The sequence below is a fragment of the Agarilytica rhodophyticola genome (assembly GCF_002157225.2).
GTDB classification, from domain to species: Bacteria; Pseudomonadota; Gammaproteobacteria; order Pseudomonadales; family Cellvibrionaceae; genus Agarilytica; species Agarilytica rhodophyticola.
In genome coordinates, this window is sequence record NZ_CP020038.1 from 4,055,586 (window position 1) to 4,075,480 (window position 19,895).

Annotated in this window: 17 protein-coding genes; 5 read left to right on the forward strand and 12 right to left on the reverse strand. The window is 43.8% G+C overall.

Annotated elements, in window-relative coordinates:
* Positions 1-121: 121 nt before the first annotated feature.
* From gorA to BVC89_RS17025, 8 genes are all read right to left on the reverse strand, one after another.
* Complete coding sequence (gene gorA / locus BVC89_RS16990; protein WP_086932335.1) at positions 122-1,486, reverse strand: glutathione-disulfide reductase; 1,365 nt, start codon at positions 1,484-1,486, stop codon at positions 122-124.
* Positions 1,487-1,742: 256 nt separating this feature from the next.
* Positions 1,743-2,006: a hypothetical protein gene (locus BVC89_RS16995; protein WP_086932336.1), complete on the reverse strand. Its 264-nt coding sequence runs from the start codon at positions 2,004-2,006 to the stop codon at positions 1,743-1,745.
* Entirely contained in the window at positions 1,999-3,393 is a 1,395-nt protein-coding gene (cysG, locus tag BVC89_RS17000; protein ID WP_086932337.1) for a siroheme synthase CysG, read from the reverse strand. The genes BVC89_RS16995 and cysG overlap by 8 nt, the downstream gene beginning before the upstream one ends.
* A 40-nt stretch (positions 3,394-3,433) precedes the next feature.
* Positions 3,434-4,717: a serine--tRNA ligase gene (gene serS / locus BVC89_RS17005; RefSeq protein WP_086932338.1), complete on the reverse strand. Its 1,284-nt coding sequence runs from the start codon at positions 4,715-4,717 to the stop codon at positions 3,434-3,436.
* Between the two features lie 10 nt (positions 4,718-4,727).
* Positions 4,728-5,099 carry a fluoride efflux transporter CrcB gene (gene crcB, locus BVC89_RS17010; protein WP_245929122.1) on the reverse strand — a complete coding sequence of 124 codons (372 nt, stop codon included), beginning with the start codon at positions 5,097-5,099 and terminating at the stop codon, positions 4,728-4,730.
* On the reverse strand, positions 5,099-6,424 hold the full coding sequence (locus tag BVC89_RS17015) for a replication-associated recombination protein A (protein ID WP_086932340.1): 1,326 nt from the start codon (positions 6,422-6,424) through the stop codon (positions 5,099-5,101). Before BVC89_RS17015 ends, crcB begins: the two co-directional genes overlap by 1 nt.
* Positions 6,417-7,085, reverse strand: a complete 669-nt coding sequence (lolA, locus tag BVC89_RS17020) for an outer membrane lipoprotein periplasmic chaperone LolA (protein WP_086932341.1) — start codon at positions 7,083-7,085, stop codon at positions 6,417-6,419. Before lolA ends, BVC89_RS17015 begins: the two co-directional genes overlap by 8 nt.
* A gap of 27 nt (positions 7,086-7,112) precedes the next feature.
* Positions 7,113-9,464 (reverse strand): DNA translocase FtsK, encoded by a 2,352-nt coding sequence (locus tag BVC89_RS17025; RefSeq protein WP_086932342.1) that lies wholly within the window; start codon positions 9,462-9,464, stop codon positions 7,113-7,115.
* 488 nt (positions 9,465-9,952) lie between these two features.
* Here BVC89_RS17025 and trxB point away from each other — a divergent pair, with 488 nt between their 5' ends.
* The 4 genes from trxB (at position 9,953) to infA (ending at position 12,736) form a co-directional block, all read left to right on the forward strand.
* On the forward strand, positions 9,953-10,897 hold the full coding sequence (trxB, locus tag BVC89_RS17030; protein ID WP_086932343.1) for a thioredoxin-disulfide reductase: 945 nt from the start codon (positions 9,953-9,955) through the stop codon (positions 10,895-10,897).
* Positions 10,898-10,932: 35 nt separating this feature from the next.
* Entirely contained in the window at positions 10,933-11,640 is a 708-nt protein-coding gene (gene aat / locus BVC89_RS17035) for a leucyl/phenylalanyl-tRNA--protein transferase (RefSeq protein ID WP_086932344.1), read from the forward strand.
* Positions 11,641-11,668: 28 nt separating this feature from the next.
* Complete coding sequence (locus BVC89_RS17040; protein ID WP_086932345.1) at positions 11,669-12,388, forward strand: arginyltransferase; 720 nt, start codon at positions 11,669-11,671, stop codon at positions 12,386-12,388.
* A gap of 129 nt (positions 12,389-12,517) precedes the next feature.
* Positions 12,518-12,736 (forward strand): translation initiation factor IF-1, encoded by a 219-nt coding sequence (gene infA / locus BVC89_RS17045; protein WP_086932346.1) that lies wholly within the window; start codon positions 12,518-12,520, stop codon positions 12,734-12,736.
* Positions 12,737-12,756: 20 nt separating this feature from the next.
* On the opposite strand, the gene clpA is transcribed toward infA, so the two are convergent.
* Together clpA and clpS are read right to left on the reverse strand one after the other, a co-directional pair.
* Positions 12,757-15,024, reverse strand: a complete 2,268-nt coding sequence (gene clpA, locus BVC89_RS17050) for an ATP-dependent Clp protease ATP-binding subunit ClpA (protein WP_086932347.1) — start codon at positions 15,022-15,024, stop codon at positions 12,757-12,759.
* Between the two features lie 44 nt (positions 15,025-15,068).
* The gene (gene clpS, locus BVC89_RS17055; RefSeq protein WP_086932348.1) at positions 15,069-15,449 is read right to left on the reverse strand and encodes an ATP-dependent Clp protease adapter ClpS; all 381 of its coding nucleotides are present in this window, start codon (positions 15,447-15,449) and stop codon (positions 15,069-15,071) included.
* Between the two features lie 267 nt (positions 15,450-15,716).
* Here clpS and cspD point away from each other — a divergent pair, with 267 nt between their 5' ends.
* The gene (cspD, locus tag BVC89_RS17060; protein WP_086932349.1) at positions 15,717-15,977 is read left to right on the forward strand and encodes a cold shock domain-containing protein CspD; all 261 of its coding nucleotides are present in this window, start codon (positions 15,717-15,719) and stop codon (positions 15,975-15,977) included.
* A gap of 229 nt (positions 15,978-16,206) precedes the next feature.
* Here the strand turns inward: cspD and icd are convergent, their stop codons facing one another.
* Both icd and BVC89_RS17070 read right to left on the reverse strand, forming a co-directional pair.
* A complete protein-coding gene (icd, locus tag BVC89_RS17065) occupies positions 16,207-17,460 on the reverse strand; it encodes an NADP-dependent isocitrate dehydrogenase (RefSeq protein WP_086932350.1) in 1,254 nt (417 codons plus the stop codon).
* A 327-nt stretch (positions 17,461-17,787) separates the two neighbouring features.
* Positions 17,788-19,605: a cholesterol oxidase substrate-binding domain-containing protein gene (locus BVC89_RS17070; protein ID WP_158657997.1), complete on the reverse strand. Its 1,818-nt coding sequence runs from the start codon at positions 19,603-19,605 to the stop codon at positions 17,788-17,790.
* Positions 19,606-19,895: the final 290 nt, after the last annotated feature.

A 19,895-nucleotide genomic window follows, 5' to 3' on the forward strand; every position in this document is an offset into this window, starting at 1 on the left:
TACTCTCCTAAGTTACTTCCTTAAAGCAAGAGCTAAAGAATCCAGTGGCAATAAAATAATAAGGCGATGTATTTTAATGACATCGCCTTATTTCGTTTAAGCCCATAAGCAACGCTTACAATCAAACATTACCTTCTCTAGCAGACTCGCGCATGGTCACATACTCTTCTGCTGAGGTCGGATGAATACCAATAGTTTCATCAAAATCTTGCTTAGTCGCCCCAGCTTTCACAGCAATAGCCAAACCTTGAATAATTTCACCGGCATCTGGCCCAGCCATATGAGCACCGATGACTTTATCTGATTCTTTATCAACAATTAATTTCATTAAAGTGCGCTGTTCTGATCCACTGACAGTATTTTTCAGTGGTTTGAATTCGCTGCTAAAAATCGCATAAGGCTTACCCGTTGCTTGCGCTTCTTCTTCAGTAACGCCAAGTGTGGCTATATTGGGTTGGCAAAATACTGCTGTAGCAATATTTTTATAACTCAAAGTCACATCGTCACCTCTAAATAAATGACGGGCTAAGGCCATACCTTCGGCTAAGGCCACAGGCGTTAATGTTTTACGGCCTACCACATCACCTAGGGCATAGATACTAGGCTCATCGGTTTGAAAATTCTCGTTGACAAGAATTTCGCCAGTTTTATTAAATTGCACAGCAGTGTTCTCAAGCCCCAAACCTTCGGTTTTAGGCACTCGACCTACAGCAGAAAAAACAGCATCTACCGTGCGTGTTTCGCCATTGTTAAGTTGCACATCTAACTTGCCATCATCGCGTTTATCGATCTTTTCAATATCCGTATTAAATGACAAATTAACACCACTTTTCTCTACTTCTGAGGAAACAAAACGGCGGATCTCCTCATCAAAGCCACGCAAGAATAGAGGCCCACGATAAAGTAGCTCAGTATCACAACCAAGGCCGTTAAAAATACCTGCAAACTCTACCGCGATATACCCGCCCCCTTGCACTAATACTTTCTCTGGAAAGTCTTTTAAGTAGAAAACATCGTTGGAGTCAATAGTATGCTCACCGCCAGGAAAGCTTGGCTTACGCGGCCAACCACCCACGGCAACTAATATGTATTTAGCAGTGTAGTTTTTTTCACCTACTTTGACAGTATGAGGGTCAACAATACTGGCATGGCCATTAATAAGCTCAACACCTGCATTTTCTAGAATATTGCCATAAATACCGTTCAGGCGTTCGATTTCTGCAGTTTTGTTATCACGCAGCGTATCCCATTGAAACTTAGTCTCACCTACAGCCCAACCAAATCCCGCTGCATCTTTAAAGCTTTTCGCATATTCAGAGCTATAAACAAATAACTTTTTAGGAACACATCCAACATTGACACATGTGCCACCCAAATAGCGATCTTCTGCTACCGCCACCTTGGCTCCTAACTGCGATGCAATCCTGCTCGCACGAACACCACCAGAACCGGCACCGATAACAAATAAATCATAATCGTAATTCACTTTATAATCTCCAAAATATTAGTGTTGAAGGGCTTTAGGGTAAAACAGCCACGATAACATGTGTGTCACTAGACCCTGCCATAAAAGATGTAAGCCGCTTGGACAGGTAAAACTGTTATGAGTTTAGACCCTTGGGCATAAAAACCCAATGTGTAGAGGCAGGTTCCCCATAGGAGTAAAAAACAAACAACTGAGAACTTAAAACTAATGCTAAATAAGATTCTTTATATCCTTAGCGTTAATATGTGCACTGGGGTTAAATTTTCAACTCAACTTTGCGTCCCCTGTCGCCCTTGCGTCGTCCCCTGCCCGACCGCATGTCATACAGTGCTCTGATACCTCGCTGTAGCCTGCGTCGATCACGCCTTTGGCGTCGATCAGGCCTGGCAATATAAGCTCCAGTGGCAACCGAGCTTTTACCACTATCATTATGACTGTGCGGCTCAGCCGATGCTTGAACTTTGTTCACCGTGGTTCGTCTCACAGGCTGACGATAGGTTTTTTGAATATTATCAATCATCTGCTGAATGCTTTTTATACCAATGCAAGCGTTTATGAAGGGATACTACGCTACCGATAATCAGCAAAGTCGGCGCGTGAATATCTTTGTCTGCAATATATTCAGGCAAATCTTTTAAATTAGCAATATGCACGCGCTGGTTGGGTAAGGTTCCTTTTTCAATAAGCGCCGCAGGCGTGTTTTCATCCTTACCGTGCTCAATAAGCTTTTGGCAGATTATCGGCAAGCGGGCCAGCCCCATATAAAACACAAGAGTTTGTTGATCGTTAACAAACTCTGGCCAAGGGTAGTCGGTTTCCCCTGCTTTTAAGTGACCAGTAATAAAACGCACTGACTGAGAGTGATCTCGATGGGTTAAAGGGATGCCCGAATAAGATGCGCAACCGGAAGCCGCAGTAATTCCAGGTACCACTTGAAAAGGAATGTTGTTTTCAGCGAGCAAATCAATTTCCTCACCACCACGACCAAAAATAAAAGGATCTCCCCCTTTTAAACGCAATACACGCTTCCCTTCAAGGGCGAAATCTACCAACATTTGATTGATTTGCTGTTGTGGCACCGCGTGTTTATCACGCTTTTTACCAACGTAAATACGTTCGGCATCTCGTCTTACCATATCCAATATTGGCGGCGAAACAAGGCGATCGTATAAAACCACTTCTGCCTTTTGCATGAGACGCAAGGCTTTAAATGTGAGTAGATCAGGGTCACCAGGGCCTGCCCCTACCAAATAAACTTCGCCACCACTGTCACATTCTTTTGCATCTATTTTCTTCTGTATTAAGACTTTGGCTTGATCGCTTTCACCGGCGAGTATCTTCTCGGCAATATCACCATTTAACACAGCTTCCCAAAAGCGACGGCGCTCATCCTCAGAAGCAAAGGTACTCTTCACTAGGCTCCGAAATTCACTGGCAATCCTGCCCAGTTCGCCATAGCGACCGGGAATCATACTTTCAAGCTGGGTTCTTACTCGACGAGCTAAAACTGGGGCCTCACCACCGCTTGTAACACCGATAATAATCGGATCGCGATCGATAATAGCCGGCATGATCACGCTGCATATAGCAGGGTTATCAACAACATTGACTGGCAGATGACGAGCGTGGCAGTCACGCGCCACCGCTTCATTAACGCTATTAATATCCGTTGCAGAGATCACCAATACCTTGGAGCTAAGGTATTGGCTAGCATAGGTATCACAAAAATACTCACCACCACTGTCGTTAACTATCTCTAAAAGCTCTTTGTCGATATCTGGGGCAACTACATCAATTTTTGCTTGCGCCTTATGTAATAAACGCGCCTTACGCGTCGCTATCGTTCCACCACCAACAATCAAGCAGGGTTTTTTCTTAAGATCAAAAAAAAGCGGTAGATAATCCATGTATGTCTTTAGGACACCTTTAATTGCAATTCAGTTATTTCTATTTAGCAATATTAATATGGGTTTTGCCACCCATATAATTTTGCAACGCAGTGGGCACTTCAATACTGCCGTCTTGTTGTTGATAATTTTCAAGAATTGCCACCAAAGTACGGCCAATCGCCAAGCCAGAACCGTTTAAAGTATGGAGCAAGACTGGTTTGCCAGTTTCACTACTGCGATAACGCGCCTTCATGCGGCGAGCTTGGAAGTCACCAAAATTACTGCACGATGAAATTTCGCGATATTTATCTTGCGATGGCAACCACACTTCTAAGTCGTAGGTCTTGCGAGAAGAGAAGCCAATATCACCGCCGCACAGGATAACTTTGCGATAAGGCAATTCTAGTTTTTGTAAAATAGTTTCAGCATTCGCCGTCAACTCTTCCAGTGCTTGGTCTGAGTCTTCTGGCTTAACAAATTGTACAAGCTCTACCTTTTCAAACTGGTGCTGGCGAATCATACCCCGCGTATCTCTACCATAGCTGCCCGCTTCAGACCTAAAACAAGGCGTGTGACAGGTATATTTGCGAGGTAATGCACTCTCCTCAATAATTTCATTGCGCATAATATTCGTCACAGGAACTTCCGCTGTAGGAATCAGATATAGTTCGCGCTCATCGTTTAACTTAAATAAATCTTCCTCAAACTTTGGTAACTGGCCTGTACCAAATAAAGAATCGCGATTGACCACATAAGGCACATATACTTCTTGATAGTTATGTTCATTAATATGCGTATCGAGCATAAATTGAATCAGCGCACGATGCAGTCTAGCCACATCTCCTGACATCAAGGCAAAGCGCGAACCCGCGATTTTACCTGCCGTTTCGAAATCGAGACCACCTAGCGCCATGCCAACATCGACATGGTCCTTAACATCAAAGGGAAATGTCTTTGGCTGTCCCCAGGTAGATATTTCCACATTGTCATCTTCACTGCCACCTTCTGGCACCTCATCAGATAACATGTTAGGTATTGTTAAATACAAAGTTTCGATATCATTCTGAAGATCATGAAGCTTTTTCTCAGCTGCAATTTTTGCTTGCTTAAGCTCGTCTACTTCCTGCAGTAACGCCTGAATATCGCCGCCGGAAGCTTTTACCGCACCAATTTTTTTCGAACTCTGTTTTTGCTGATTTTGTAGGGACTCAGATTCTGTTTGAATCACTTTACGAGTTTCTTCTAACTGAGTGATTTTCTCAACATCTAAGGTGAAACCACGCTTTTTTAAATTCGCGGCAACCGCCGTTAAATCAGAACGAATGAGTTTTGGATCTAACATATTACTTCCGTCAAATTAATTTATTGAATATTAAATATCCGCCAAAAGCTGCGAAAACGCAGGCCAAGACACTGCTTGTGGCGTAAATTAAGGCTAATTTCCAATGACCACTATGCAGTAACTGAAATGACTCTAGAGAAAAACTAGAAAAGGTCGTTAATGCACCTAAAAAGCCCACCATAGCAAATTGTCGCCAAATGGCGGGCAATACGCTTTTCTCAACAATGACAACAAAAAACATACCGATCAAAAATGAGCCGACCACATTGGCAAGAAAAGTTGCTAAAGGTAGTTTTCCCGGTGTATTGGGCAGTATAAGCGTAAGCCCATAACGACATAAAGCACCCATGCTGCCCCCCAACGCTACTGCCAACCAATGCATTATGTATCCTCTTGGGCATTTTTATTTAGCTCGCGCAGGTGCTTGAGTTTATCACCAATTTTTATCTCAAGACCGCGTGTTACTGGCTGGTAGTAGTATCTCACGTCCATCTCGTCAGGAAAATACTTCTCTCCGACAGCAAAAGCACCCTCTTCATCATGGGCATAGCGATAACCATCACCATAATCCATGTCTTTCATAAGGCTTGTGGGCGCATTGCGCAAGTGCATAGGCACATCATAGCTAGGCAGGGATTTGACATCGGAACGAGCAAGCTTGAAGGCATTATACACGGCATTACTTTTTGCCGCGCAGGCAAGATAAACCACCGCTTGGGCAATAGAAAGCTCACCTTCGGGGCTGCCAAGACGTTCTTGCACTTCCCAAGCATTGAGTGCCAATTGCAAGCCACGTGGATCAGCGTTACCAATATCTTCACTGGCCATACGCACGACACGACGAGCCACATACTTTGGATCACAACCACCATCGAGCATACGCATTAACCAGTACAATGAGGCATCCGGGTCTGAGCCTCGAACAGATTTATGCAATGCGGAAATTTGTTCGTAGAATAGGTCTCCACCCTTATCGAAACGGCGCACATCGCCACTTAATACTTGTTGGAGAACGTCGTGGGCGATAGTCTCTCCATCTTCAACAAGATCACTGGCAATTTCCAATAAGTTAAGGACTTTGCGGCCGTCGCCATCTGCAGCTGCAGCCAGCAAACCTAAATCTTCAGCCTCAATCTCAAGCTTTCGCTTACCCAAGCCCAAAGCCTCATCACTTAGTGCACGATGAATTAGTGTGTGCAATTGTTTATCAGAAAGACTTTTTAGTACATAGACTCGACAACGAGATAACAATGCATTGTTAAGCTCGAATGAAGGGTTTTCGGTGGTTGCGCCGACAAACACTACAGTACCATCTTCCACATAGGGCAAAAAAGCGTCTTGCTGTGCCTTATTAAAACGATGGACTTCATCGATAAATAAAATCGTTTTGCGGGAATAATTCAGCTGTTGAATTTTCGCCTCATCTACTGCTGCGCGGATATCTTTAACACCCGATAAGACTGCAGAAATCGCAATAAAATGGCCGTTAATCTCATTCGCTAGCAGACGCGCAAGCGTAGTCTTACCGACACCTGGTGGCCCCCAGAATACCATTGAGTGAATTTGACCCCGTTCCAACGCGGTGCGCAGCGGCTTGCCATCACTAAGTAAATGCTCTTGGCCAATATAGTCACGCAAATGAGATGGGCGCATACGCGCTGCAAGCGGCTGCCCTATATTTTGAGTTTCACCAAATAAATCATCCATCGATAATAATATCGGTATCTTTTGGTGGAACAAATTGAAAGATATCGTCATTAATAGTGCGATTAATCGTTAGCTTCGAAAGACTAATCTCTGTTTTTTGTCCCAGTTTATCCACAAATACCATACTATTGAGCAATTTCTTCTTACCCTTTTGTAAAAATGAAAAAGACAAAGAGGCAAAGGAACCTTGTTCACTATTTTTATGCGTGAGCGTAAAGGTATTATTTTCACCGCGATACTCTACATCGTAGTTTTCTGAAATACGTTTGACATCACCACTGATAAGCGCCGCTGGGCTGCCTGCCAATGAATCCTTTTCATATATTGTCATTTGCTCAAGATCTGGATCATATACCTTAAGTTCTGAAGGCGTACCCACCACCACTTGCTCATAGGGCGGTGCAATTTTCCACAGAAAATAACCAGGACGCTTTACGCGAAATTCCCCTTCGGTCACCTGCAGCTCATTATCATCATTATCACTTATTCGTTGCTTGAATTTACCACTCATGGTTTCAAGAGCATTTAGTGTTGTCACAAATTCTTGCGTAGCTCCACCCTCGGTTACGACATTCTTGCTAGCTTGGCCTTGGGCAAAGCATGAGCTGGTAAAAGAGAGTAATAAAGCAAAAAAGATAAAACGATGTATAAGGTCTTTCATAGAGTTTCCTGTTGAATTTTTAGGCACTTAGTGCTTAGGTGCGGGAGGGGCAATAACTTCACGACTGCCATTGCTTGCCATCGCTGTAACCACACCGGAAGTTTCCATTTGCTCAATCAAACGCGCTGCGCGGTTGTAACCGATTCTTAGTTTACGCTGAACAGAAGAGATACTAGCCTTGCGCGATTCAGTGACGAAAGCCACCGCCTCATCATAAAGAGGATCTGATTCGTCATCACTATCGCCACCACCTTCGCCTTCATCGCCGCTGTAACCGGGCACAGGGATGGACTGAACACTCTCACTGAAAATGTCTTCAAGGTAGTCAGGCTCTCCCCGTTTTTTCCAATCGGCAACAACATTGTGCACTTCGTGATCGTCAATAAAGGCACCGTGAACACGCGTGGTAACCGCAGTGCCTGGCGCCAAGTAAAGCATGTCACCATGCCCCAGTAACTGCTCTGCGCCGCCTTGGTCGAGAATGGTGCGCGAGTCAATTTTAGAAGAGACCTGGAAAGCCATGCGGGTGGGCACGTTGGCTTTGATCAAACCAGTAATGACATCTACTGACGGACGCTGTGTGGCCAACACCAGGTGAATACCTGCCGCCCTTGCTTTTTGCGCGATCCGGGCGATCAGCTGTTCAACCTTCTTACCGACAATCATCATCATGTCAGCGAATTCATCAATCACCACAACAATAAATGGCAAAGTATCCAGCTCAGGAGGCTGTGCGTTTTCCATCTCGATAACACCCTCATCTTCTGGTGTCCAGAGGGGGTCTAATATAGGTTCTCCCCCTTTGCGGGCATCTTTAATCTTTTTGTTAAAGCCAGCCAAGTTACGCACACCGAGAGCAGCCATCAATTTATAGCGGCGCTCCATTTCCCCCACGCACCAACGCAGCCCTGTGGCAGCATCTTTCATGTCAGTGATAACGGGGGTAAGAAGATGTGGGATACCATCATACACTGATAGTTCAAGCATTTTAGGATCCACCAAAATCATGCGCACTTCTTCTGGTGTAGATTTATACAGCATACTTACCAGCATGGAGTTGACCCCCACAGATTTACCTGATCCGGTGGTACCCGCCACCAATAAATGGGGCATTTTCGCCAGATCCGCAATCACTGGTTCGCCTGAAATATCGTGCCCCAGCGCTAAAGTTAGAGGCGATTTAGCCTTGTCGTATATATCTGAAGAGATCACCTCACTTAAACGAACAATTTCTCGGTGTTCATTGGGGATTTCAATACCAATAACAGATTTACCCTGGATAACTTCCACCACACGTACGCTATTAACCGCCAGGGAACGGGCTAAATCTTTTGCCAGGTTACTGATTTTACTCACCTTAACCCCCGGCGCTGGCTGGGTTTCAAACCGGGTAACCACAGGGCCCGGCAGCACCGCAACTACCTCAGCAATAACCCCAAAGTCTTTTAACTTAAGTTCTAACAGACGAGACATAGCTTCCAGAGATTCTTCAGAATATCCTTTGTTGCTTTGCTTATCGGCAGGCTCTAGTAAACTCACTTGCGGTAGTTCACCCACCACCGGCTGATCATCAAACAACTTCTGTTGTTTCTCTTTTTGCACTCTAACACTAACATCCGGTTTCTTTTTCACCGGCTTAATGGTTGGTGGTATTCTGGCCTCAAGACGAATACTTTCTTCTTTCACTGCTTCGCGCCGCTCCTGAACCGCTTGCTTAATTTGCTTTCTTTCTTGCAAGCCTGCACGCCACATCATGAATCTTTGCTTAATGTGATTAATAAACCATAGAATGCCAGCCCCGATGGAGTCCATCACTCCAAACCAGGAAATCTCAACAAATACTGTGAGTCCAAACAGCAGCATGGCACTCAACATAAGGCTGCCGCCCACGTAACCAAACGATGCATCTACCGCAGAGGCCGTGGTCAACCCTAGATAGCCACCAGAAGAAAAAGGCAGGGAGTTGCTACTTTGCCCATATTGCATTACTGCGATACCTGTTGCCGATAACATCACCAGTAAGAAACCAATAAATTTAAGCAGTAGCATTAATGGATCGAAATTAATTCCGCTTTTATGACGCAATTGCAACCAAACTTGATAAGCCAACATGATGGGAAACAGAAAAGCCAAATTACCGAACATGGAGAAAAACACGTCTGCCAACCAAGCACCTGCCGGACCGCCAGCATTCTGAATTGGGCCACCTGTGCCAGTTTTCGACCAACCGGGATCATTGGCACTGTAGCTAATAAGTGCTAGGGCGAGATATACGCATAACGCAATCAGCGCAATTAACAACCCCTCACGTAAAATACGCACCACCGCACCCTGCGCTTCCTCAATTACTTCCACTTCTTTTGCTGATTTTTTAGCCATTTATCGCCAATATTCACTCAATTTACATTTCCTACCAATGAAGGCAGGCCAAAAGCCCGTATATTTTACCCCAGTTTTGGCCTCACTGAACGCATTCAGTGCCATAGAAGTTGTAGGGACTGTTCACACTAATTACATATAGTCACGGCGGCATTGCTTCAATAAACAAGGTGCCTTTCAAGCCCCCTTTCACCACAAGTAACTAGATACACTCGCAATACACTTACATAAAATAATCCATACTGTTTGCTTTGTTAATTTTTCAAACTGTTTACAGGTAGCATACAAAATATTGCAAGAGCAATCGCGTCTGATTACTCGGAGCAATTCATCCACAATGAATAGTATATTTAAAGTCAACAAAACTGGCCAAATTAGCTATTATTTATCATCTGAATAGAACGCTTTAAATAGCTTAATAATGATGAATAAATTATCATTCGATCAATATTGAAATCCTCTGAATTAATTTAGGAAATACACACACTATGAGTGATAACAAGCACCACCAACTAATTATCCTCGGCTCCGGCCCAGCTGGATACACTGCCGCAATTTACGCTGCCCGAGCCAACTTAAAGCCTGTAGTTATCACAGGAATGCAACAAGGCGGACAACTTACAACCACAACTGAGGTTGAAAACTGGCCTGGTGGTGTTGCCGACTTGCAAGGCCCTGATCTTATGGTGCAAATGCAACAACATGCTGAGCGCTTTGATACTGAGGTTATTTTTGACCATATCCACGAAGTAGATCTCAAGCAAAAGCCTTATACCTTAAAGGGTAATGAAACTTACACTTGTGATGCATTAATTATTGCAACAGGCGCTTCTGCACAATATCTAGGTCTTCCTTCTGAAGAAGGCTTCATGGGTAAAGGGGTTAGCGCATGTGCCACTTGCGATGGTTTTTTCTACAGAGATCAAAAAGTTGTTGTAGTGGGCGGTGGTAACACTGCAGTTGAAGAAGCGCTTTACTTAGCCAATATATGTAAAGAAGTAGTGTTAGTTCATCGTCGAGATAGCCTTCGCGCCGAGAAAATTCTACAAGATCGTCTGTATGATAAAGAGAAAAATGGCAATATTACCATTGTCTGGAATCATACTTTGGACGAAGTGCTAGGCGACGATACTGGCGTTAGCGGCGTGCGTTTAAAATCCACACAAGATGATTCAACACAAGAAATTGAATTAACTGGTGTATTCATTGCCATCGGCCACAAACCTAATACCGATATATTTGAAGGCCAGTTAGAAATGAATAACGGTTATATTATTGTCAAAAGTGGTATCGAAGGTGGAGCCACCTCAACCAGCGCTCCAGGTGTATTTGCCGCAGGTGATGTGGCGGATCATATATATAGACAAGCCGTCACTTCAGCAGGCTCAGGCTGTATGGCCGCACTGGATGCTGAAAAGTATCTCGATAGCTAAAAATACCTCGATAACCTTGGGATAAACAAATACCTATGCATCAATTGGGCTGGCTTGGAGTTGAATATGATTTTCCGGACACGTCAAATGCATTGGATGAACCCAACGGCTTACTCGCCGTTGGGGGCGACTTGTCGCCCGAGAGACTGCTAAGAGGCTACAGCAAAGGAATATTTCCGTGGTACAGTGACGAACAACCGATTCTTTGGTGGTCCCCCTCCCCTCGTATGATTCTTGAGCCAAATAAGCTTCATGTAGGCCGATCTGCTCGAAAACTTCTCAATAAGCAACTATTTTCAATTACAACAGATACCGTTTTTGCCCGGGTAATTGAGCACTGCGCATCAATTGAACGACCAGAACAGGACGGCACCTGGATAACAGACGAAATGCGACAAGCTTATCTCGATCTGCATAAGCTAGGTTATGCCCACTCTATTGAGGCCTGGCAAGGTGATCGTTTAGTAGGCGGGTTATACGGTTTAGCTATGGGCAAGGCGTTTTTCGGCGAATCCATGTTTAGTCTTGTCTCTGGCGCGTCAAAAGTTGCGTTTATTCACCTAGTTCACACACTACAAAAATGGGACTATAAACTCGTCGACTGTCAGATTCATACTGAGTATCTTGCCTCTTTGGGTGCGCAGGAAGTGCCTCGTGAAGAATTTGAATCACTGTTGAAAATCGCAGTCTCAGAACCAAGCGAACACACATGGCAACTAACATCAACGACGAACATTGCTTGACCAATAACCCTTCTAAAGGTGCATTGCATTGACAGATCTCTCTGAACTTAAGCTTTATGCAACCAAGCCTCATCCATGCTCATATCTGCCTGGGAAGGACGCCACAACAATATTTATCGATCCCGACGCAGATATGAACGGTGATATTTTTAGCCAATTATCCGAGCTAGGATTTCGCCGCAGTGGGCATCATGTATATCGTCCTAAGTGTCAGGACTGTCGCGCCTGTGTTCCTATCCGAATTCCTGTAGAGGAGTTCAAAATGAGCCGCTCTCAGAAGCGCTGTATCAAAGCGAACCGGGATGTACAAACCCTTATCGTAGACAATATCGATACCGAAGAACACTACCAGCTCTACGCCAACTATATAGAACAGCGTCATGCCGACGGAGATATGTACCCTCCTTCGGTTCAGCAATACCGTGACTTTTTAACCAGTGAATGGGGCATCACTCGCTATCTTGAGTTTCGAATAGAAAATCGTCTAATTGCGGTTTCTGTATGTGACCTGCTGGACAATGGAATCTCTGCTATTTATGCGTTTTTCGATCCAAACGAAACCAAGCGTAGCCTCGGCGTTTTTAATATCTTGTTTCAGACACAGTGGGCAAAGGAGTTGAAGCTCCCTTTTGTCTACTTAGGATATTGGATTAGCAAATGTAAGAAGATGAGCTACAAAGTTGAATACCGTCCCTTTCAAGTGCTCATCGAAAATCGCTGGGTCGTCGTGAAAGACTACAAATCATAGGTATTAGCACATTAGTTAAGCGACTATGGCCAGAATTTCGCGCAAGTTCTTGGCTTTACGTCATAATTAAGGCAAAATTGCCGCCTTTCTAAATCTAAGTATATTTTTGAGGTCGAGGTTACTGCCCGAATGGCAAAAGAAGACAATTTTGAGATGGAAGGTGAAGTTATCGATACACTTCCCAATACAACTTTTCGTGTAAAGCTAGAAAATGGACACGTAGTTACGGCCCATATATCTGGCAAGATGCGTAAAAACTATATTCGCATCCTTACCGGTGACAAAGTAAAGGTTGAAATGACACCTTACGACCTAAGCAAAGGCAGAATTACCTACCGCGCAAGATAAAATATGAAATGAGAAGCGGTTTAAACCGCTTCTAGTTCTGGCCTGAGTGCGATGTTATTGTCTTTAACATCTATTATTACCGTGCCGCCTTTATCAGACAGATCTCCGAATAGCACCATTTCTGCAAGTGGCTTTTTAATGCGATCCTGGATAATGCGAGCCATTGGGCGAGCACCCATTTTCTCGTCATAGCCATTTTCCACTAGCCAGTCTCTCGCTTCATCGGTGATTTCCATTGTGATCTTCTTATCATCCAGCTGAGATTGAAGTTCGGTAAGAAACTTATCGACAACTGTTTTAATAACATCTACCGACAAAGCTCCAAACTGAACAATACTATCGAGACGATTACGGAACTCTGGTGTAAAGGTGCGCTTAATCACCTCCATACCATCGGTGCTGTGATCCTGCTTAGTAAAGCCAATAGAAGCACGACTCATAGATTCGGCACCGGCATTAGTCGTCATAATTAAAATGACATTACGGAAATCAGCCGAGCGACCATTGTTATCTGTTAACGAGCCATGATCCATAACTTGTAGTAGCAAGTTAAACACATCAGGATGAGCTTTCTCAATCTCGTCCAACAGAAGAACGCAATGAGGCTGCTTAGTAACTGCTTCGGTCAGCAATCCGCCCTGATCAAAGCCCACGTAACCGGGAGGCGCACCAATCAAACGAGATACAGTATGACGCTCCATATATTCCGACATATCAAAACGAATTAATTCGACGCCCATCGCCATGGCCAACTGCCGGCACAGCTCAGTTTTACCCACCCCAGTAGGACCAGAGAACAGGAACGAACCGATAGGCTTGTCGTGATTAGTCAAGCCAGCGCGAGATAATTTGATAGCGGAAGAAATAGCACCGATGGCTGTCTCTTGACCAAATACCGTCATATTGAGTACGTCGTCAAGCTTGGCCAACTGTTCTTTGTCAGAAGAAGAAACTGTTTTCGCTGGAACTCGCGCAATTTTAGCGACGATTTCTTCAATATCACGCACACCAATTTGCTTTTTGCGCTTACTCTCAGTCTGCAGTTGCTGGAAGGCTCCTGCCTCGTCAATTACATCGATGGCCTTGTCAGGCATAAAACGATCACTGATATATTTGCTGGCAAGTTCAGAAGCAGCTTTCAGGGCTTTATCTGTATACTTAAGGTTATGATGTGCCTCAAATTGGGACTTCAAACCTTTCAGTATCTTGAAGGTATCCTCTACATTTGGCTCATCCACATCAATTTTCTGGAAACGACGAGAAAGAGCGCGATCTTTATCAAAAATCCCGCGATACTCTTGGAATGTGGTAGAGCCGATGCAACGCAGGTCGCCGGAAGTCAGCAGAGGCTTGAGGAGGTTGGAGGCATCCATAACCCCACCAGAAGCAGCGCCTGCACCGATGATAGTATGAATTTCATCAATAAATAATACGGCGTGATCTCGTCTCTTTAACTCAGCAAGCAAGCCCTTGAAGCGTTTCTCGAAATCACCGCGATACTTAGTACCCGCCAGCAGTGACCCCATATCAAGGGAGTATACGGTACTCTGAGCCAGCACCTCAGGCACATCGCCATCGACGATTTTTTTCGCTAAGCCTTCGGCAATAGCCGTTTTACCCACACCACTCTCGCCAACAAGAAGAGGATTATTTTTACGGCGACGGGCCAATACCTGTGTTAAACGTTCAAGCTCCATATCTCTACCTATCAAAGGATCGATACGGCCTAATACAGCCATCTCATTCAAATTTGTCGCATATGAGTCTAGCGGATTTTGCTGTGAGCCATCACCAGATCCTACGCCTTCATCCTCGTGATGCTCAGGTTGTTCGCTATGGCCGCCGGAACCAGACACCTTGGAAATACCGTGAGTGATATAATTGACCACGTCAATACGTGCAACACTCTGTTTTTTCAAGTAATAAACTGCCTGGCTTTCCTGCTCACTAAAAATAGCGACTAGCACGTTTGCACCGGTAACTTCATTTTTACCCGATGACTGCACATGGAATACTGCTCGCTGGAGAACGCGCTGAAACCCCAGAGTTGGCTGCGTTTCTCTCTCTTCATCATCTTCTGGAATGAGTGGTGTTGTGGAATCAACAAACTCCGAAAGATCTTGCCTAAGAAGGCTTAAATCAGCACCACATGCCCGCAAAACGCCTGCTGCAGAGTCATTGTCCACTAACGCAAGCAGCAAGTGCTCAACCGTCATAAATTCGTGACGCTTTGATCTAGCACTTTTAAATGCTGTATTTAGTGTTGATTCTAATTCTTTACTCAACATTGTGAATTACGCCTAGATTCAAGTTTTTTGTTAATTTTTAGGCTTCAATCTGGATCGCTATCATCCGAAGCTTCGATTTCGCACATCAAGGGATGTTCGTTTTCCTTTGAATATTGATTCACTTGTGCTGCTTTAGTTTCAGCAATATCTCGCGAAAATATCCCGCAGACCCCTTTGCCTTCAGTGTGCACTGTTAACATCACGCGTGTTGCATTTTCTTTGCCCATTGAGAAAAAACGCTGTAACACATCAACAACAAACTCCATAGGAGTATAATCGTCATTAAGCAAAACAACTTTATACAGTGGTGGACGCTTGAGTTTAGGCTTTTCCTCTTGTACCGCAACCCCGCCATCATCACCAGTGAGCGAGTCTGAATCGCCCTCTTTACTTAATGTTAGCTGAAGTTTTTCAAGATTACCCATGGATTCTTTTAACCTTATAAAAACGTTCTATATTTGTGTCTTTTACAAACCAAAAGTGCAGTAAGGCATTCAAAACTAAATACTGGCACACAAAGCCGTGACGGATGAAAAAAGCCACAAAACTTGACAAGCGCGCCATTATTGTATACAAAGTGCCAAATTATTTCATTGCAATATATGACAAAACAATAAAATATTTAACCCTCCAATACCACACCTATTTACTTATTATAAAGGTGGCAGTTTCGTAAAAAAAGGGGAATTAGTATGTCCAGGGGAACAGTTAAGTGGTTCAACAATGCCAAAGGATTTGGGTTTATTTTACCTGAAGATGGTGGCGATGACTTGTTTGCTCACTACTCATCCATTGAAATGGATGGCTATAGAACACTCAAGGCAGGTCAGAGTGTAACATTTGAAATAGAGGAAGGTGACAAAGGGCTTCATGCCAATCATATAAAACCTGAGCAAGCCGAAAAAAACTCGAACCCCGATAATAATCAGGCTGAAACTAGCGAGTTAGCCTAGAAACCGGCACTTAACAGACTAATTTAAGTTGATCTACTTCGTTGACAATCTGCAATAAGGTCATGATTACCTGCAGTTTTGACAAAAGTCGAACATAAGGCAGCGAAAAGAAAGACAGCAAATATAAAGATGGTAAGTTGAGGCTTGTGATTAAAAAACCAGCAGAAATAGGTTAAACAAAAAAGCCCAGTGAAAACTGGGCTTTTTTATAACGCACACATCTAATTGTTTACATGTGCTTAATAACTTCTTCGCCAAACTCTGAACAGGATTTCAGTTGGGCACCGTCCATTAAACGCTCAAAGTCATACGTTACTGTTTTTGCACCTATCGCTCCTTCAACACCCTTGATCACTAGATCAGCAGCTTGATTCCAACCCAAGTGACGTAACATCATTTCGGCGGAGAGAATCAATGATCCAGGATTAACTTTGTCTTGGCCGGCATATTTAGGTGCAGTACCGTGAGTCGCTTCAAATAGCGCAACACTGTCTGACAAATTCGCACCAGGAGCAATACCAATACCACCAACTTGAGCAGCAAGAGCATCTGACAAGTAGTCACCATTGAGGTTCAAGGTAGCGATAACGCTATATTCCGCTGGTCGCAACAAGATTTGCTGTAACATCGCATCAGCGATAACATCTTTAACAACAATCTCTTTGCCTGTCTTAGGGTTTTTGAATGAACACCATGGACCACCATCAATCGGCTCAGCACCGAACTCAGATTTGGCTAACTCATAGCCCCAATCAGCGAAAGCACCTTCGGTAAACTTCATGATATTACCTTTGTGAACTAGAGTTACAGAAGGTAAATCTTGATCGATCGTGTATTGAATCGCTTTGCGAACAAGACGCTGAGTCCCCTCTTTTGACACAGGCTTAACACCAATACCACTTGTCTCAGGGAAACGGATCTTAGTTGCGCCCATTTCATTACGTAAGAAGTCGATGAGTTTCTTAACTTCTGGCGTACCCTCTTTGTATTCAATACCTGCATAGATATCTTCAGAGTTTTCACGGAAGATCACCATATCGACCAAATTGGGCTCTTTAACAGGACTTGGCACACCATTGAACCAACGCACAGGACGCTGACAAACATAGAGATCCATTTCCTGGCGCAAGGCTACGTTGAGAGAGCGAAAACCACCGCCAACAGGCGTAGTTAGAGGGCCTTTGATGGCAACAACATATTCTTTGATAGCTTCTAAAGTTTCAGCAGGAAACCACTCTCCATCGTAAGTCGACGCGGCTTTTTCACCACAAAAAACTTCCATCCAAGCAATGCTCTTCTCACCGCCGAATGCTTTCTCGACAGCCGCATCTATTACTTTGATCATTACTGGAGAAATATCAACGCCAATACCGTCACCTTCTATGTAGGGAACAATGGGTCGATTAGGTACGTTGATTGAAAGGTCATCATTTACAGTGATTTTCTCACCGTCAGTAGGAACTTGGATATGTTGATATCCCATGCGCTAACTCCGTTGTTAATTGGCAGTATAATTGGATCGCTATATGCAACTGTAGTATTTCGAATGTACTATTTCGAATGTACTAGTTTCGTACTAATTTCAGCTGTACTGTTTTAATTGTACAACGTCGCATATTAGGACACTAGGAAAGCTCTGTGAGCCCTAGAAATTCGCTTGAAATGGACGCTCTTTGGCGAAAAGCGGGCGGATTATACCAGCATTTTTTCGCCATAGTAAGAGGCATCTAACGTCGCCCTACTCTGCCCGCAATCAAATACCTAGACTGACGCCGCCCCTGGAGCATAATCAAGGTGATTCATTTTTTAGTTAGGAGAATAAAACGCCAACTAGGTCGGTTGAGAAATTCCGTTCAGGGTCATATTTATTTAGAATTGCCTTGACTTCGTCAAAGCTCATATCGCCGTTGGCGAAACTTGCAGGAATAGTGCGTCGCAAGCGTTCTCGGTCTTGCCATGCCCCTTGTTCGCTATAGGCCCAACCCTTCGACCATTCCACTCTATTTTGTGCGGCAGGATAATTGTCATACAACCAAGCCTCCATATCCCGATAAAACTCATTCTGCCCGCTTGCACCTGGAATTGTTAACAAGTCCAACCAAATCGCAATATCATCACTTTCTCCACCAGTTAAATTCTCAGGTATCTCATACTTTTCCGGCACAACGGGCGATAAAGCTGGAGGTTTAGCATCACTCACATGCAGATCTTTCACACCATCTAATCCGGTGAAACGGTACTCTACCGGCCCAAGTATAGGGTACAGCCCTCGAGAGTTATATTCTTCCAGTAAAGATATATATTTGTTGGAAAAACGGTTCAGCACTTCCTGCACACGGCTTCGTGGTACTATCACCGCATAACCGTTAGCTGTGACTCTCAAGGTTTGTTTTCTCACATATAACAGGGTGTGATAGGCAGGCCCCCAAATATCCGCGGCGCTTTGCTCGGATGTTGGCGTGTTATGCAAATGATAAGACTCCATATCAATACCTTCCGAGACCATCGCCCGACTTAAGCTATCTTTAGTTAGATTACCTCCGAGGCCCAATTTAATAACGTGCAGTTGAAATTTACTAAAACCTTTAATTTTTTCAGGAAACGCATTGAGTAATAAAGCAATTAGGTCAGAGGCAATTTCTGGAATTGAGTCAGAAAATGGATAATTGTAAGGCCCAGATGTTGCCAATGAAGGCTGTGGTTTTTCAGGAATATTTTGCCAAACTTTAAGCCAAGGTGTCTCGGTGTAGGGAAACCATATAGTCTCTATACGTCCGTATTTATTTAATAAGTTGGTCACGGTAAATTCACTATCACCCGCATTAGGGGCAAACAGTTTGCGCCAGCTAATATCCGTAAAGCTTAAACAGCGTAAAGAGTAATTTGGCACAACCTGCAAAGTGTAGTCGACAATAAAGGCTCGCCCAATGTGTACAAGAAATGCGGCAGTTTCTCGATCATCGCGCTTAAACTCACGAAGCGTATACTTGCGAGTATTTGCATCCCAAACGACAGCCGTCAGCGACAAAATCATATTACTGATGCAGCCATTAAAGCTCGCACTTTCTAAAGAACCTTGGTAGTCAACGCCAGTACCATGTCCTCCGATGGCCATCATGCCCCCGACTGTAATATCACCAGGAGCAGGCGTATTACTAAAGGCATAACCGGTTATAGAGCCCTGCGCTGTTTTTTGTTTATCGAGAAAGCGATATAAATCCTCGGCCAATACACCTACCCCCACTTTTACTACACCGTAGTTAGGAGATTCTTGCAGCATAGCAAGTTGATCAAACAAAGACATGTCTACTAATAAAAACTCGTCAGCGCTAGTAGCAAAGTTATTAATTGCGATAGGAGACCAGTTATGCATTTGGCCAAATGGGCGAATTTTTAGATTTTCTTCAAGTGCACCATTTATTACTTGGAGTAAACTATCTGCATCATGGGGCTTGGACGCGAGAACATTAGAGACATCAATTTCACGAGACCAATTCCGAAAACGAATTCTGTAAAAATCGGCCTGGCATCCTGTCAACAAAGCAGAAAAAGAAATGGACGTTGCCGCTAACGAAGTGAAAACCAAATGGCCAGAGCTTGATAAAAACGAACGACGGGATAAATTCATTATATACCTCATTCTCTGCTATAGAAATAAAATATTTGTCATACAATGAAGTATTACTCAACTGCATGATCAAGTAATACAGAGCTGAATAACAATAAATTGCCCTATTAAAACCTTGAGGCAACTTCATAACTGTTGCATTTATCTGAACAGTTTCTAGCAATTAGCTCTATGTATAGAAAAAATCAATATTAAACATCTGTGCTTTATTAATATTTATTGGCAACAAGCTAATAAACATTATTAACAAATATCTTATAAACAGTATGTTTGCCAATTTCTCCTGCATT

Bases quoted from the DNA above. Each gene is read 5' to 3' on its own strand.
- infA (WP_086932346.1), top strand. From the start codon at position 12,518: ATGGCAAAAGAAGACAATTTTGAGATGGAAGGTGAAGTTATCGATACA.
- cspD (WP_086932349.1), top strand. From the start codon at position 15,717: ATGTCCAGGGGAACAGTTAAGTGGTTCAACAATGCCAAAGGATTTGGG.
- cysG (WP_086932337.1), bottom strand. From the start codon at position 3,393: ATGGATTATCTACCGCTTTTTTTTGATCTTAAGAAAAAACCCTGCTTG.
- crcB (WP_245929122.1), bottom strand. From the start codon at position 5,099: ATGCATTGGTTGGCAGTAGCGTTGGGGGGCAGCATGGGTGCTTTATGT.
- serS (WP_086932338.1), bottom strand. From the start codon at position 4,717: ATGTTAGATCCAAAACTCATTCGTTCTGATTTAACGGCGGTTGCCGCG.
- clpA (WP_086932347.1), bottom strand. From the start codon at position 15,024: ATGTTGAGTAAAGAATTAGAATCAACACTAAATACAGCATTTAAAAGT.
- BVC89_RS17015 (WP_086932340.1), bottom strand. From the start codon at position 6,424: ATGGATGATTTATTTGGTGAAACTCAAAATATAGGGCAGCCGCTTGCA.
- icd (WP_086932350.1), bottom strand. From the start codon at position 17,460: ATGGGATATCAACATATCCAAGTTCCTACTGACGGTGAGAAAATCACT.
- lolA (WP_086932341.1), bottom strand. From the start codon at position 7,085: ATGAAAGACCTTATACATCGTTTTATCTTTTTTGCTTTATTACTCTCT.
- trxB (WP_086932343.1), top strand. From the start codon at position 9,953: ATGAGTGATAACAAGCACCACCAACTAATTATCCTCGGCTCCGGCCCA.
- BVC89_RS17070 (WP_158657997.1), bottom strand. From the start codon at position 19,605: ATGAATTTATCCCGTCGTTCGTTTTTATCAAGCTCTGGCCATTTGGTT.
- clpS (WP_086932348.1), bottom strand. From the start codon at position 15,449: ATGGGTAATCTTGAAAAACTTCAGCTAACATTAAGTAAAGAGGGCGAT.
- aat (WP_086932344.1), top strand. From the start codon at position 10,933: ATGCATCAATTGGGCTGGCTTGGAGTTGAATATGATTTTCCGGACACG.
- BVC89_RS16995 (WP_086932336.1), bottom strand. From the start codon at position 2,006: ATGATTGATAATATTCAAAAAACCTATCGTCAGCCTGTGAGACGAACC.
- BVC89_RS17025 (WP_086932342.1), bottom strand. From the start codon at position 9,464: ATGGCTAAAAAATCAGCAAAAGAAGTGGAAGTAATTGAGGAAGCGCAG.